The sequence below is a fragment of the Thermoactinomyces sp. DSM 45892 genome, from assembly GCF_900107305.1.
GTDB lineage: Bacteria > Bacillota > Bacilli > Thermoactinomycetales > Thermoactinomycetaceae > Baia.
Genome location: NZ_FNPL01000006.1, coordinates 23,160 through 38,761, shown reverse-complemented (window position 1 = coordinate 38,761; position 15,602 = coordinate 23,160). Strand labels below are relative to the sequence as shown.

At 43.4% G+C, this 15,602-nt stretch carries 16 protein-coding genes; 13 read left to right on the top strand and 3 right to left on the bottom strand.

All coding sequences use genetic code 11. The features are described 5' to 3' along the window. Positions 1-105: 105 nt before the first annotated feature. Positions 106-1,251, bottom strand: coding sequence for an enoyl-ACP reductase FabV (fabV, locus tag BLU58_RS06120; protein ID WP_093291341.1), 1,146 nt, complete (start codon positions 1,249-1,251; stop codon positions 106-108). Between the two features lie 235 nt (positions 1,252-1,486). Here fabV and BLU58_RS06115 point away from each other — a divergent pair, with 235 nt between their 5' ends. From BLU58_RS06115 to rsmB, 13 genes are all read left to right on the top strand, one after another. Continuing rightward, positions 1,487-2,329 carry a hypothetical protein gene (locus tag BLU58_RS06115; protein WP_143123722.1) on the top strand — a complete coding sequence of 281 codons (843 nt, stop codon included), beginning with the start codon at positions 1,487-1,489 and terminating at the stop codon, positions 2,327-2,329. Positions 2,330-2,402: 73 nt separating this feature from the next. Continuing rightward, the gene (locus BLU58_RS06110) at positions 2,403-3,614 is read left to right on the top strand and encodes a polymorphic toxin-type HINT domain-containing protein (protein ID WP_176786520.1); all 1,212 of its coding nucleotides are present in this window, start codon (positions 2,403-2,405) and stop codon (positions 3,612-3,614) included. Positions 3,615-3,630: 16 nt separating this feature from the next. Further along, positions 3,631-4,101 (top strand): hypothetical protein, encoded by a 471-nt coding sequence (locus tag BLU58_RS06105; RefSeq protein WP_143123721.1) that lies wholly within the window; start codon positions 3,631-3,633, stop codon positions 4,099-4,101. Between the two features lie 95 nt (positions 4,102-4,196). Further along, positions 4,197-4,493, top strand: a complete 297-nt coding sequence (locus BLU58_RS06100; RefSeq protein ID WP_255404628.1) for a 3'-5' exonuclease — start codon at positions 4,197-4,199, stop codon at positions 4,491-4,493. 67 nt (positions 4,494-4,560) lie between these two features. Further along, entirely contained in the window at positions 4,561-5,466 is a 906-nt protein-coding gene (locus tag BLU58_RS06095) for a YicC/YloC family endoribonuclease (protein ID WP_093291337.1), read from the top strand. A 142-nt stretch (positions 5,467-5,608) separates the two neighbouring features. After that, positions 5,609-5,878: an extracellular matrix/biofilm regulator RemA gene (remA, locus tag BLU58_RS06090; RefSeq protein ID WP_072334172.1), complete on the top strand. Its 270-nt coding sequence runs from the start codon at positions 5,609-5,611 to the stop codon at positions 5,876-5,878. A 16-nt stretch (positions 5,879-5,894) separates the two neighbouring features. Then, a complete protein-coding gene (gmk, locus tag BLU58_RS06085) occupies positions 5,895-6,497 on the top strand; it encodes a guanylate kinase (RefSeq protein WP_093291336.1) in 603 nt (200 codons plus the stop codon). A gap of 21 nt (positions 6,498-6,518) precedes the next feature. Beyond that, entirely contained in the window at positions 6,519-6,725 is a 207-nt protein-coding gene (gene rpoZ, locus BLU58_RS06080) for a DNA-directed RNA polymerase subunit omega (protein WP_093291335.1), read from the top strand. A gap of 79 nt (positions 6,726-6,804) precedes the next feature. Further along, complete coding sequence (gene coaBC, locus BLU58_RS06075) at positions 6,805-8,013, top strand: bifunctional phosphopantothenoylcysteine decarboxylase/phosphopantothenate--cysteine ligase CoaBC (protein ID WP_093291334.1); 1,209 nt, start codon at positions 6,805-6,807, stop codon at positions 8,011-8,013. Further along, positions 8,000-10,450, top strand: coding sequence for a primosomal protein N' (priA, locus tag BLU58_RS06070; protein WP_255404627.1), 2,451 nt, complete (start codon positions 8,000-8,002; stop codon positions 10,448-10,450). The genes coaBC and priA overlap by 14 nt, the downstream gene beginning before the upstream one ends. Before the next feature lie 40 nt (positions 10,451-10,490). Next, positions 10,491-10,958 (top strand): peptide deformylase, encoded by a 468-nt coding sequence (gene def / locus BLU58_RS06065; RefSeq protein WP_093291333.1) that lies wholly within the window; start codon positions 10,491-10,493, stop codon positions 10,956-10,958. Between the two features lie 3 nt (positions 10,959-10,961). Continuing rightward, positions 10,962-11,915, top strand: coding sequence for a methionyl-tRNA formyltransferase (fmt, locus tag BLU58_RS06060; RefSeq protein WP_093291332.1), 954 nt, complete (start codon positions 10,962-10,964; stop codon positions 11,913-11,915). Positions 11,916-11,918: 3 nt separating this feature from the next. Beyond that, a complete protein-coding gene (gene rsmB, locus BLU58_RS06055; protein ID WP_093291331.1) occupies positions 11,919-13,289 on the top strand; it encodes a 16S rRNA (cytosine(967)-C(5))-methyltransferase RsmB in 1,371 nt (456 codons plus the stop codon). A 120-nt stretch (positions 13,290-13,409) separates the two neighbouring features. Here the strand turns inward: rsmB and BLU58_RS06050 are convergent, their stop codons facing one another. Further along, on the bottom strand, positions 13,410-14,234 hold the full coding sequence (locus BLU58_RS06050; protein ID WP_093291330.1) for a cobalamin-binding protein: 825 nt from the start codon (positions 14,232-14,234) through the stop codon (positions 13,410-13,412). A gap of 91 nt (positions 14,235-14,325) precedes the next feature. Beyond that, positions 14,326-15,528: a S8 family peptidase gene (locus BLU58_RS06045; protein ID WP_093291329.1), complete on the bottom strand. Its 1,203-nt coding sequence runs from the start codon at positions 15,526-15,528 to the stop codon at positions 14,326-14,328. Between the last annotated feature and the right edge of the window lie 74 nt (positions 15,529-15,602).

Here is a 15,602-nt window from a genome sequence, read left to right as displayed (position 1 = left end):
CTTCCTTTGTGCGAAAAAAAGTGCATGATGTTTATTTTAGCAGGTTAAGTATATTCTGCATATGTACGAAGATGTCAAATTTGAAAAGAAAAGAAGAGGGTTATCCTAATCTTGATCAGCCTCAAAACCAAATAGATGGAAAAAGTCTTCTCTGAACCCTTTTAGATCTGTGAGTTCGTATACATTTTCCGAATTCACCTTCTCTAAAATCTTGGCCACTTCCTGTTGGACGTCCGCGCGCATTTCCCAATCATCAATACGGATTCGCCCCTCTTCATCAAGCGAAAGAGACTGATTCGAGTAGAGAAAATCTTGATAGAGACGGTTCATCTGCTCGATACAGCCTTCGTGGATCTCTTTTTCCTTCATCACTTTGTACAAGGCGGATATATAGAGCGGGATAACGGGGATAGCGGTACTTGATTGGGTAACCAGCCCTTTACATACTGTCACGATTGCTTGTCCCTTTACAGAAGACAGCTCCTCACTTAATTCATGAGCCGTTGCCTCCAGATGATCCTTCGCGCGTCCGATCGTTCCATTGCGATAAATAGGATGCGTCATCTCTGGACCGATATAGGAGAAGGCGATGGTTTTCACACCTTGACTTAAAACATCTGCTTCTTTTAGCGCAAGCATCCACGAACGCCAATCTTCCCCGCCCATTACTTTTACCGTATCTGAAATCTCTTCCTCATTTGCCGGCTGTATTTCCACATTCGTTACTTCTCCTGTATGGAAATGTACCGTTTTATTATGATACGGTGTGCCAATTGGTTTTAACACAGAGTAATAGGCCTTTCCTGTTTGCGGATCGATCCGCTTAGCAGTAGCGAGGCTATAGATTACTAAGTCAATTTTGCCTAAATCCTGCTTAATCAGTTGAATCGTTTCTTCCTTTATCTCATTGGAAAAAGCATCTCCATTTACATGTTTGGCATAGAGTCCTTCTTGATGCGCAAATTCCTCAAACGCCATCGAATTATACCAGCCAGCCGATGCCCCGCGTCTAGCGTTTCCCTGTCCGCCCGAAAAAACGCCAATCGTACTTGCCCCTGCTCCAAAAGCAGACACAATTCGTGCCGACAGCCCGAAGCCCTTCGAAGCCCCGATGACCAGCACATTCTTAGGGCCATTCGTCAATCTGGGTTGTTGTTGAACAAAATCAATCTGTTTCCTTACCTGTTCTTTGCAACCCTCTGGATGAGCATTAGTACAAATAAAGCCACGAAATCTAGGTTTTAATTCCATAGAAATAATTCCTTTCTGTCAGTCCAAAATATCTTGGGTTATCATACCATAATGGAAAACAAAAATCGCCTTTCAGTAAGTTTTAGAGGGGGAATGAGTATTTTCTATCATCCAATATAGACATATTTTGATTGCTATATTAAAATATTCTTTATTGTAATTATTTATTAAAAATCTAATTGTTTTTTAGGGGGTGACATCTATATAGAAGTTGATTCTTTTATATAGATACATAATGAATGTAATAAAGCGTCATGGATTAAATCTAACTATTAACTCGTTATTAAGTGGATTGATTTTAATGGTAGTGGGGGTTGTTGGATTTATCACAATCCTTTTGCTATACGGTTTCCCGATATTTGAAATGTTGTCTAGTTTAGGCACGGATGCAGTGGATTCTTTTGAACTAGACGAAAATACGGTTAGTTTATGGGCTAAGATGGGCGGTTCTTTCATAATGCTCTTCTTGTTCGTCTTTACATCGTGCTTTACTGTAGCTGGAATGATTGGTTCTGTAAACGATGTCGTGTTTCGTAATGAATCTTCTAGATGGAGTGGAATTCGCTATGGGTTTCAAAACCTCTGGGGTACGATGAAAGTTCAACTGCTTTTGCTTTTGAGTTTCTTGGTAGTCCTCATACCTATTGGATTGGTATTAATGATTCCAATCGTGAAGGAACTTGTGTCAATTTTTCTTTTCGTACTCCTGATTGCGATATATTCAGCGACTTTTCATGTGTTTATTGCTCGTCATGAGTATGAACTAGGAGTAATGGAGTCGATCAAATGGGGGATGGTTACCATCCGTGATGCCTTTGGTCCAACGTTACTAAGTTCGATATTGGCTCGTTTGGCATCAACAGGTGTGTTGATTTTATATGTATTAAGCCTTGCTTTGATATATAAAATCGATACTTGGATTACGCCAGATGGATATCCATTTATTTTCATGGTCATGTTGCTTATTCTCACATGCGTGTTCATCCCAATTATGATTCTCGTAGAGCAATTCATTATTACAACTCGGTTTCGCGATAAAATCGCTCCACGTGTTTTTACGCACTTTTCATCAAAATAGCGTGACTAGAATTTGCATCAAAGACACCCTGCCCTTACGATTCATATCATTCATAATGGTTTTTATGATTGGATTGGGGTCCGTAGTAAATACAGTTCATGCTGTGGATTTCGATATAAAAATACCAGAGGTAAATTCTGAATTTCCAACAGATATTGCAGGTACTCCTACAGAAAAAGTGAGTTGGTGGGGTTCTGTTACCGGTTTGCTAAGTGATGGGGCAGATGCTTTTGCTGATGGCACAGAGTATCTCTGGGATGGAGCATGTAGATTTTTTAAAGGGAGTTACGATGCAGGAGAAGATCTTGATACCGGTGTCGTCGATGTGATAAAGGATCCAAGTAAGTTAATAGATGGATTAAAGGCAGTATGGGACGATCCAAACATACTAGTAGACGCGTTCATTGATCCGATCAAAGAACGGATTGAGAAAGGGGATTATGCAGGAGCCTTTGGATATGGTGCTGTCAACCTCTTAGAGATTTTTATCGGGTCTAAAGGTGCTACCAAGGTAGGAAAGTTATCTAAAGTAGAAAAAGCAATTGATACAGCTGGTGATGTGCCTACAGGATCTTGTTTCATAGCTGGAACGATGATTCAAACTCGAGATGGCAAGAAGCCGATTGAGAAGATTCGAGTTGGGGACATTGTTTTAGCAAGGGATGAGAAATCAGGGAAACTAGGATATAAACAAGTAGTCCACCCCTTTATAAGAGAAGTAGATGAGATATACAAAATCTTCGTTTCCGGTCATAAAATTGAAACAACAGCCGAGCATCCATTTTGGGTTGAAGGCAAAGGATGGACGAAAGTAAAAGACCTACGAGAACAGGATCAACTTCTCACCTCAGAAGGAAAACAACTTCCGATTCAGAAAATTATAGTGAAGAAGAAGCACACAACCGTTTACAATATTGAGGTTGAGGGTTATCACACGTACTTCGTGTCTGATCTGGGAGTCTTTGTGCATAACAAGGCGATGAAGAAGATGATTGGAGCCGATGGTGTACAGGTTACTAGTAAGACAATATGGAAAGAAAAGGGGAGTAAAGCTAGGATTGATGTTGAAAATCCTAATCCCGGAAAGAGACCAGGCCAAATTCATTATCAAGATGCAAATAATGTAAAATACTATTTTGATCCATATGCTGGAACTTTTTATGATCAAAAAACGGGGAAAAGTGCTCCAAAGAAAGTACAGAAAATGTTAGAGGATAAGGATTTTGTTACAAAGCTCAACGTTGGTTTAACGAAATATCTAGGAGAGGAACCATTTAAACCTTAGAAATGTGGTGGTTTTTTTGAAAAATAAGGCAATGTTGGGGCATATTGGTGAATTAGAAAAATCAGGGTTAAATGAGGTTTGTGTTGAATCTTTCGCTAATCATCTTTTAGCTCCACAGTTTGTAGAATGGGATAATTGTGTATTACTAGTACAGGATTGTGACATGAGTTTGCCAGAGCGATTTATTCCCAATCATTTTTGTCCAGATCGAACTGGATATGAGGCTGGCTTCAATCATGTTCACCTAAATGACTATATAGATGAACATGATCCATTGTTAGTTTTGAAATTTGGTTTAGAGATTATAAGAGTTTGGCGATCTTCACTGAAGAAGCAATTTCCAGAGAAGGAGTTTGTCTTAGTGTTATCTTTTGACGGAGAAGAATGTGTCCTGAGATTTTATATGAAAAGACATGATTCAATACCATGGATTGATATTCATTCTTTGGAGGAGTATCAAGAAGGTATAATGGTAGTTAATATTTAGTTTGAAGGAAAAACGTAGTCTGGTGAGTCACCTTTGCAATCAGTCCAAAATTTTATCCCCAAAGTTTGGGATAATGGTGTATTACTAGTACAGGCTTGTTTGTCAGGTGGTGTAAGAAGGACATTGATTTAGAAACTTTTAAAGGTAGAGTTGTTTGTCCTTGGTATGATGGTAATGGTTTAATCTATAAGGCGAGGATTCTGTCATTAGGTGTAAAATATATCCGTGATGAATGTGAGGCCTTATGGTATAACGCACAAGAAATAAAAAAAGATGAGAACGGTGATGATTTAAATTCTTACTTAAAAGAAAACGGTCTTACTTATGAATCAATTGTTGATATTGATGATGATTGGTATGAGAAAATGCAACGGAGTAAAATGACTGATTGACGAGTCACCCTTGTGCAAATCCCAAATTGGATTGCACAAGGGCTATTTTTTTTGTCACAATAGAGATATGAAACCTTTACAAACAGCTAAACCGTATACAGTGAGTATGACTGGCTTTGGACGTGGAGAGGTAAGCACGTCTGAGATGCAAGTTATTACGGAGATTCGTACGGTGAATCATCGTTTTTTGGATTTGGTTCTTCGCCTGCCCCAAGGATTTGTGGGACAGGAAGAGTGGATTCGTAAGCAGGTGCGTGAGTCCGTTCGCCGGGGACGTGTGGAGCTATCGATTTATATAAAAGAGGAAGGGGAGTCGGGGAAAAAGGTTGTGTTGGATGAGGAGTTACTACAATCTTATCTATCGATTAGTCGAAAATTATGTGATGAGGGGATTGTAATGGGCTCATTGACAATCCAAGATGTATGGAGTAGGCAAGAATTGTGGAAGATGGAAGAGATGAAGCGGGATTGGGATGAGTATGGTGAGTGGATACGAGAATCGATTCAGCTAGCTCTAAATACACTACAAGAGATGCGGATGCTAGAGGGACAGGCTCTAGAGAGGGACTTGCTTGCGCTGTTAACATCTTTCGATGAGATAGTGGAGAAGATAGCGGACATGGCCCCACAAGCTACCCAGCACTATCGTGAACGGTTGCAAAATCGTTTGCTTGAGTTCGAGGCGAGGATGGGAGATTTAGAGGAGCGTTTGTTAACCGAAGTTGCTATCTTTGCAGAACGTACAGACATTACAGAAGAGATTACGAGACTTGTGAGTCATAGTCAGCAGTTTCGGAGTTCGTTTGAACGGGATGAACCAATTGGGAGAAAACTTGATTTCTTGATTCAGGAGATGAATCGAGAGATGAATACGATTGGTTCTAAATCGAATCATGCAGAAATTGCTCTGTGGGTGGTAGATTGTAAGAGTATATTGGAAAAAATGAAAGAACAGGTGCAAAATCTGGAGTAATTCGTTACGAAACATAGCTAACTCGTTGATTCTTGACAGAAAACGGTCTACAATAGCTAGAGCAGGATGAATTCGAGAAGAACGAATAAGCCAATTCGACATCATCTAGGATTGTTTACATTAGGGCGAGGAGGTACCAGAGTTGGGAATCAAACTTATTAATATCGGCTTTGGTAACATTGTTTCAGCAAACCGAATCATATCGATTGTTAGTCCAGATTCTGCCCCCATTAAACGAATTATCCAAGAAGCTCGGGAACGCGGAGTCTTAATCGATGCTACATATGGTCGTCGCACAAGAGCGGTCATTATTACAGATAGTGATCATGTGGTCTTGTCTGCGGTTCAGCCAGAGACAGTAGCCCACCGCTTAGCAAGTAAAGAGCAGGCGTCGGAAGAAGTCGCGGATTAGTAGAAAGGTTGACAAGATGAAAGCAGAATATCATCAATCAGGTCTTTTGATCGTAGTCTCTGGTCCATCTGGAGTAGGAAAAGGAACAGTATGCTCGGCTCTTCGTAAGCGATTGCCTAACCTTGCATACTCTGTATCCGCTACTACTCGTCAGCCTCGTGCAGGTGAACGAGATGGAGTCAATTATTTTTTTAAGACGAGAGCCGAATTTGAACACATGATTCAAAATAATGAACTCATCGAATGGGCGGAGTACGTAGGAAACTACTACGGAACACCTCGTGGGTATGTGGAGGACACACTAGCATCTGGGAAAGATATCGTGTTAGAAATCGAAGTACAAGGTGCTTATCAAGTAAAAGAAGCATTTCCGGATGGAGTGTTTATTTTTCTCGTTCCTCCTTCTATGGACGATCTACGTACTCGTATTTTACATCGGGGTTCTGAGACGACTAGTTCACTTGAAAATCGCCTCGGTGCTGCAAAAGACGAGTATCAACATATTCACCGATATGACTATGTGGTGATAAATGATGAGGTACAAAAAGCATGTGACCGTGTAGAAGCGGTTTTACTAGCGGAACATTGCCGAGCGGATCGCTTAGTCATGTCAGAATAGGAAAAGATAGGGGGTTAGAATATGTTATATCCATCCATTGACCAGTTAATGGAAAAGGCAGATAGTAAATACGCTTTAGTCGTACTTGCTGCGAAGCGTGCCCGTGGTCTATTAGAAGGAACAAATGAGCTTCAATTAAAGCCGCGTTCGAAAAAATACGTAGGTGCCGCTCTCGAAGAAATCGCGATTGACTTGATTGTTACACCAGGAAAAACGAAAAACGCGTAACGAATATGATGCATCTAAAAAAATAACAACCACAGTTGGTTGTTATTTTTTTAGATGATATGAAGAGGGATGAAGCGTTATGAAGGGGAAACGAATACTGCTTGGGATTACCGGGGGAATCGCTGCTTACAAGGCGGCTACGATTGCGAGTCAACTTTATCAGCGCGGTGCAGATGTCCGTGTCATTATGACGAAATCGGCGACGCAATTCATTACCCCCCTGACATTGCAAACGCTTTCTCATCACCAAGTCTATACGGATACGTTTGACGAGCGTGATCCAGAAGTAGTCTCTCATATTGATCTAGCGGATCACGCGGATCTGATCGTAGTCGCACCCGCAACGGCAAATATCATCGGCAAGGTAGCACATGGATTAGGTGATGATATATTGTCTACCACTTTGCTCGCTACAACGGCGCCGATCGTTATGGCGCCGGCGATGAATGTTCACATGTATGAAAATGGAATCGTTCAGAAAAATATTCAAACCCTGCGGGAAGTAGGGATACAGTTTATCGAGCCAGGTTCCGGTCAGTTAGCATGCGGTTATGTAGGACAAGGGAGAATGGAAGAGCCGGAAATCATTGTGGATTGGATTGCTCAATATTTTGCTTATGAAGCCGAGAAGCCTTTAGCAGGAAAGAAGCTATTAATTACTGCAGGGCCAACGATCGAACCGATTGACCCAGTTCGCTACCTCTCTAACCGTAGCTCTGGCAAAATGGGCTATGCGATCGCAGAGCAGGCAAAAAAGGCAGGGGCCGAAGTGGTGCTAGTAAGTGGCCCTGTCATGATATCCCCTCCAGAAGGAGTAAGGGTGATCCACGTAAAACGGGCGACCGAGATGCTGGATGCAGTGATGAATGAGCTGGCTACCTCCGATATTATTGTGAAATCAGCGGCAGTAGCCGATTACCGTTCTAAGGTCATTTTTGATGAGAAAATAAAGAAGAACGCAGAAGAGCTTACTTTAGAGTTGGAAAAAAATCCGGATATAGCTGCAGAAGTGGGCCGGATGAAAAGACCCGATCAGATGCTAGTGGGCTTTGCCGCCGAAACGCAACAAGTAGAGCGGTATGCGAGAGGAAAGTTAGAACGGAAGAACATGGACCTCATCATTGCTAATGATGTTACGAAGCCGGGTGCAGGTTTTGGAACGGATACGAATATTGTAACCATCTATGATCGCAGTGGAGATAAAATCGAGCTCCCACAGCTTTCTAAACAAGAGGTGGCACGTCATATTGTGCAAGTGATTGGAGAGCGATTACATGCCAAGGCGTAGTGGCTGGATGGCGGATGTATATGTGGAGGTGCCGGCTAAAGCGGTTGATCGTCCTTATAGTTACTTAATCCCAGATGAATGGCGAGACGATGTTCAGATCGGGAGCCGAGTGCAGGTTCCCTTTGGTCCGCGGAGGTTAATTGGGTATGTGGTTGATGTGAGGGAAGGTGAGCTTCCGTCTCGGGTAAAAGCGATTCAGGAGGTACTCGATCTACAACCACCTCTTACACCTGAGTTGGTCCGGATTGGACGACGGATGGCGGACGAATATCTTTGTACGACGATTACCGCTCTGCAAGCAATGGTTCCCTCGGTTTTAAAGGGAACGTATCAAAAGAGGATTACTCTTGCGACGGATTATGATCAGAGGAAAGTGCCAGCATCGCTGGAAGAAATGTTTGTTTCTCTGCACCAAGCGATTTCACAAGGAAATGGAGTTGTTTCTTGGGAAGAAGCATGTCAGATTCAGGGCATTCATCGTGCCATCCTAAAGCGATTATCGGAGCAAGGATTGATTCGGATTTATGAAGTGGTCGGAGATAAGATTACGAAACAAACCACAACATGGGTCTGGCTTACATCGTCTGCTGATAGAGAGATGATGTTACGCGATTTACCGAAACGAGCGATGAAGCAACGAGAAGTATGTTCGTATCTGCTAGAAAAAGGTGAGGAAGTATCTCTTCCGGAGTTGCTTTCTGCTACGGCTACGGCTCGCACTACGGTGAAAAGTTTGGTAGAGAAAGGCATCGTTTCATGGGAAGAGCGGGAAGAGTATCGTGACCCATATGCACACCGGACTTTTGAACAAACGACAGCACTCTCTTTTACAGATGAGCAGGCTGATGCGTTTGAGGCGATTATGAAGCCGATTAAAAACGGTCAAGCTGAGACGATTTTGCTTCACGGTGTTACAGGGAGCGGTAAGACTGAAATCTATCTGCAAGCGATCGCGGAAGTGTTAGCCAAGGGAAAGGAAGCAATCGTGCTTGTACCCGAGATCTCTCTCACTCCGCAGATGGTTGATCGATTTAAAGGAAGATTTGGCTCACAAGTGGCTGTTCTCCATAGCCGACTGTCTAGTGGAGAACGTTTTGACGAATGGCTGAAGATCCGTCGCGGGGAAGTCAAGATTGTTGTAGGTGCTCGCTCGGCGATTTTTGCTCCTTTTGAGCGATTAGGCATCATTATCATTGATGAAGAACATGAATCTTCCTATAAACAAGAAGAGAATCCGCGTTACCATGCGAGAGAGATTGCCCAGTGGCGGATCCTCGAACATCAAACGGCTCTCGTTTTAGGTTCTGCTACCCCACAAGTAGAGAGCTATTTCGCTGCTCGGACGGGGGAGTATCGCCTTGTCAATCTACATAAAAGAGTGCACGGTCGACCCTTGCCAAAAGTGGAAGTGGTTGATTTAAGGGAAGAGTTAGCACAGGGAAACCGCTCGATGTTTAGTCGATCGTTAAAGACGGAACTGATCGAGTGTATCCAACGCGGGGAGCAAGCTGTTTTATTTTTAAACCGTCGTGGATACTCTACTTTTGTGATGTGTCGAGATTGCGGGGAAACGCTTGCTTGTCCTCATTGTGAGATCTCGTTAACCTACCATGAGACGAATCGTACAGTACGTTGTCATTATTGCGGTTATGCGAGTCAACTTCCTAAGCGTTGCCCACAATGTGAGAGTGAACATATCCGTCACTTCGGTACGGGTACGCAGAAAGTGGAGGCGGAGCTAAGTAAAGCTTTTCCGGGGATCCGTGTGATCCGGATGGACGTAGACACGACTTCGCGCAAGGGATCCCATGAGCGTCTATTAAACGACTTTGGTGCAGGGCGGGCAGATGTTCTTCTCGGAACACAGATGATCGCGAAGGGGCTTGATTTTCCAAAAGTTACATTAGTGGGTGTCATCGCCGCAGATTCGATGCTACATCTGCCTGATTTCCGAGCGGCGGAGCGAACCTATCAATTGCTCACCCAAGTAAGTGGGCGTGCGGGTCGCCATGAGTATCTAGGGAAAGTGATTATCCAGACTTATTCAACCGATCACTATAGTATTCAGGCAGCTGCAGAACATTGGATTGAAGATTTTTACCGCCAAGAGTGCCAGATGCGAAAGCTACATCTTTACCCACCCTTTCGCCGTCTCTATACGATGGTGATTAGTCATCCAGATCGTCTGCGAGTATTGCAATATGGACAAGAGCTAGTACGTAGTTTAAATCAAGGGACCTTTCAGTATGATTATCAAGTGTTAGGGCCTGTCCCAGCGATGATTCCGAAGATAAAAGATCGTTATCGTTTGCAAATCATGATAAAATATGAAGCCAACCCAGAACTTAGCACATATGTAAAAGAGCGCGTTCGGCAAGCAACTCAGCTGCAGGACGATTCAGATCTACGTATTCAGATACAACGCGATGGCGTATGATAGAGTATCATTGTATGTTTTTTGAAGGGGAGAGAATGATATGTCCGTCAGAAATATTGTGCAAATTGGAGAACCGATATTAAAAGAGAAGGCAAAGCCTGTGACGAAGTTCCATGCTCGTTTACATAAACTGTTAGATGATATGGCGGAAACGATGTATGATGCAAACGGAGTAGGACTGGCAGCTCCTCAAGTTGCTATTTCGAAGCGGGTCATCGTGGTCGATATAGGTGATCAATTATATGAAGTGATAAACCCGGAAATCATAGAGAAGCGTGGCGAACAGTTCAATCCACCAGAAGGATGTCTTAGTATCCCGAATCTACTTGGAGAAGTTCGTCGTGCTGACTACATCAAGGTAGTAGGTCAAGATCGGAATGGACACTCGATTGAAATCGAAGCAGATGGATTTTTGTCCCGAGCTTTTCAGCATGAAGTAGATCATCTAAATGGAATTTTATTTCCTGATGTGGCTGAGCGAGTGTTCCACCCAACTGAGGGGGAATAATCGATGAATAGCATAAAAGATACACGAATTGTTTTCATGGGCACACCGGATTTTGCTGTGCCCGTTTTACGTATGCTAGTAGAAGAAGGTTACAATATCGTTCAAGTGGTGACCCAGCCAGATCGCCCGAAAGGTCGGAAGCGTGAATTAACCCCTCCCCCGGTCAAAGAAGCGGCACAGGACTTAGGACTACCTGTATATCAGCCAGAAAAGATACGGATTTCGGAAGAGATGAAACCCATTATCAACTTGAAACCCGATCTCATCATCACGGCTGCCTTCGGACAAATCTTGCCAAAGGCTTTGCTAGATGTACCTACACACGGATGTATCAATGTACATGCTTCCTTGCTTCCAAAATATCGTGGGGGCGCTCCGATTCATCAATCGATTATCGATGGAGAAGAGGCGACGGGGGTTACCATTATGTATATGGTAGAAGCGTTAGATGCAGGGGATATGATCGCACAAAGCTCTGTTCCGATTATGCAGGAAGACCATGTTGGCACGATGTTTGAGAAGCTTTCTGTCGTGGGGGCTAACCTATTGAAGGAAACCTTGCCGGCTCTGCTATGTGGCGAGATTCAAGCAGTGCCCCAAGATGCGAGGCAAGTTACCTTTGCCCCTACTATTAAACGAGAACAAGAAATACTAGACTGGAATCGTACAGCTTTGCAGTTATATAACCAAGTGCGTGGTATGCACCCTTGGCCTGTTGCATTTACGCTATGGAACGGACAACCTATGAAGATTTGGTGGGCGGAACCTTTAATGGATGAGAAGTCAGATCAAACACCGGGAAGTGTAGTTGCGCTGCAAAAAGATGGCATCGTGGTAGCAACTGGGGATGGATGCCTCAAGTTGACGGATTTACAGCCTTCTGGTAAGAAACGCCTGACGGCTACGCAATTAATAAATGGTCGTCAGATTCATGTAGGAGATCGATTAGGAGAGTAACCCATGAAAAAGAACAACCAGCGACCATCTGCAAGAGATGTTGCGCTTCAGATATTAATTCAATACGAATCAAAAGAGGCATTTAGTAATCTATTATTAAATCGATCGCTAGAGCGAAGTGAATTAGAGCCTCGGGATAAACGGCTTGTTACGGAATTGGTTTATGGTGTCATTCAGCGACAAAACTCATTGGACTGGGTGATGGATAAGCTTATCTCACGAGGTAGTAAATCAGTAGAGCCATGGGTGAAGCAATTGCTTCGTATGGGCTTATATCAGATGATCTACCTCGATAAAATCCCAGAGAGAGCGGCGGTTCACGAAACGGTAGAAATCGCTAAAGCAAGAGGGCATAAAGGGATTTCCGGTCTGGTAAATGGAGTCTTACGCAACTTCTTGCGAAATAAAGATACGTTTTCGCCAACGTTTACTCCTACTTCCCACGAGGAAGAAGCGATTGTCTATTCTCATCCCTTATGGATGGTGAAGAGGCTTCATGAGGTGTATGGGGACAAGGAAGCGGCAAAAGCATTACAAGCGCAAAACCAACCACCTAAGGTAAGTGTGCGGATCAATTCGATGCGATGGGATCGGGATGCTTTTATCGAGGCTTGGAACGAAGAAGAAACAGGGGGGGCTTCACCATCTGAACTAGCCCCTGATGGTGTGATCTTGAAAGGAGTTGGGAATGCGGCATCTCACTTCTACTATCAGGAGGGTGCCTACACTGTTCAAGATGAAAGCTCCATGCTAGTGGCACGGGCGGTTGATCCGAAGCCAGGGATGCGAGTACTCGATGCATGCGCCGCTCCGGGTGGGAAGACAACACATCTTGCGGAGCTAATGAACGATGAGGGAATCGTCATCGCCTATGACGTCCACAATCATAAGATGGATCTCATCCGTGAACATGCACGTCGGCTTGATCTCCAGCACATCAAGACAAGAGTAAGGGATGCTAGGGAAATCCAGTTGGATGGAGAGCCTTTATACGATGCCATTCTACTAGACGCACCTTGTTCGGGTTTAGGCGTGATTCATCGTAAACCGGACATTAAGTGGAGTAAAGAAACAGAGCAGATTCGTGACCTCACTAAGATTCAGAGCGAACTACTTGATCGCATGGCCACCCTCGTTAAACCCGGTGGAACCCTCGTTTACAGTACTTGCACATGGGAACCGCAAGAAAATCGAGAGCAGGTTGAGCAGTTTCTGAAGCGTCACCCTGAATTTGAACTAGATCCTACGATGTTTGAACGATTACCTGAGATAGTAAAAAAACGTGGGATTACCGGCGATGGATGGGTGCAGTTACTCCCACATCATTTCAATAGTGATGGATTTTTTATTGCACGGATGAAGCGACGAGTTTGATGAATACTCTTTAAAGGCTGTGGCTGACTACTAAAGTGGCTTGAAATAGAAAAAAGCTTGAGAACCCTCTGTGGAATCCCAAGCTTTTTTCTATTCCAGTCACTGTGGTAGGTAGTGAGATTATTTGACTTGAATCCGTGGTTCTTGCCATAAATCTTCCCTAGCTGGACGGAAATGAGAGGGAGCTAGTAAGTGAGCTAAATGCTTGATTCCGACTAATAAGCGAGGAGAGGGTCGACAAAACCAGCCTTCTTCGCAGATATGAATGAGATTAGGGTTGGTTAGAGGGGTATTTTGCCAATCGGGCCTAGTTGTAAACATATCTTTCTTGATTCGATGTTTCTCGATCCCTGTCCATATAACCATTACGAGGTCTGGATTACGTTTTGCCACCTCGAGCCAGTTTGTTTGAACACTTTCTTGCGAATAATCGGCAAATATATTGTATGCTCCTACTAGTTCGCATACTTCGGTTAACCAATTTCCTTGCCCGGGTGTAAATACTGGCTTGGGCCACCACTCCCAATAAATCTGGGGAATGGACTGGAATGGGGACATGTGTGAGCGGATCGTTTCTACGGTTTGGTTCAAATGAGTAACCAGCTTTTCAGCTTCTGGTAATCGTCCTATATATGATCCCACAAGTAAGACATCTTCAAGAATATCATTCCAAGATTTTGGGTTGAGTGTTATATGAGGAATTCCTCTTTCTTCAAGCTGCTTAATATTCTTCTCCATTCCAGGAACACTTAAGGAAGCGATGACGAGATCTGGTTGTAATTTTTCGACCAAGTCAATGCGAATCGATAAATCAGGACCTAAACGAGGTAGATCAACATAATCAGGGGGGAAATCGGAAAAGTCATCTACTCCGACTAGAAGATCTTTTGCCCCTAAGTAATGGATGATTTCTGTGTTACTAGGACAGATTGACACAATTCTCACAGCAGCCTCTCCTACTTTCCAAGGTAATTCCAGCTTGTTATCCAGAAGGATAGCTTGAGAATCTACGACAGATTCTCAAGCTATTTTTTACTTAACGAAAATGAAGTAGAGCTTTGTAAGCATTTACTCTTCCGAATTTCCAATATTCTCCTGTACCGGGGATTTTATCTGCGCTTTCTTCAAGTGCGGAGCGAATTTGTTTGTTTGTGAGGCCCTGTGAGGCTAGGAGTGCGGCTACTCCCGATACATTAGCGGTAGCCATCGAGGTCCCCTCTTTAACGGTATATGGATCTTCAGGGTCCCAGTTGGTTGGAACGGTCGACATGATGCCAACCCCGGGTGCGGCGACATCTACTGTGGTTCCATAGTTGGAGCGGCTCCATTTTGCATCGTCTGAATCCGTAGCCGCTACAGAGATCGCATTAGGGTAGGCTGCTGGATAATAAGGCTCGGAAGTAGTCGAATTTCCTGCCCCTGCTACTACCACGACACCCTTGTTCCAAGCATAATTAACTGCATCTTCTAATACTTCGGCAGGGATAGACATCGCGATGCTTAGATTGATGACTTTTGCACCATGATCAACGGCATACGTAATTCCATTTGCAATGACTTCGCTATATGAATATCCATTCCGATCTAGTACACGAACGGAGAGTACTTTTACATTTGGAGCGACTCCAGCCACTCCAATACCGTTATTGGTTTGGGCAGCGATGGTTCCTGCTATATGCGTACCGTGTCCCAGTTCATCATTGCTTGGATCATTATCATTTTGTACAAAATCGTAACCCGGGATGACTTTTCCCTTTAGATCAGGATGATTGCCTTGAACACCTGAATCGACAACTGCTACTACAGTATCATTGCTTCCGCGGGTAATATCCCATGCCTCTGGAATCTGCATTTTTTGCAAGGGAGCACTTTGGTTTGAAGAGTAGTAATGATCGTTTGGAGTCCATACTGCTTGAGAGACTTTACTTGTCTCTGCATACTCTACATTTGGCATTTTACGATATTCTTGCAGGGCCTCTTGTACGGATTGACCTTGTACCTGAATGACCTCAAAGCCAATTTGTGAATTACGGGAGATTACTTTTGCATTTTTCTGTTGATAAAGCGCATTTTTTTGTTCTGAAGAGACCCCTTTTTTAAATTTGACAATGAGTTTTTCATTTTCAGTTGTACTTGGTTTATTAGGAGCAGCTTGTACAGCAAGAGAGCTTGACAATGATAGAGATGAAACAAGAACTACAACCAGTAACAAAGAGTACCAATGCTTTATATGCTTCATTTTATTTTCCCCTCTTCCTTTTATATAAGGACCAACATACTATAAAAATTGCGATTATTCCTCCTTCGTCATTT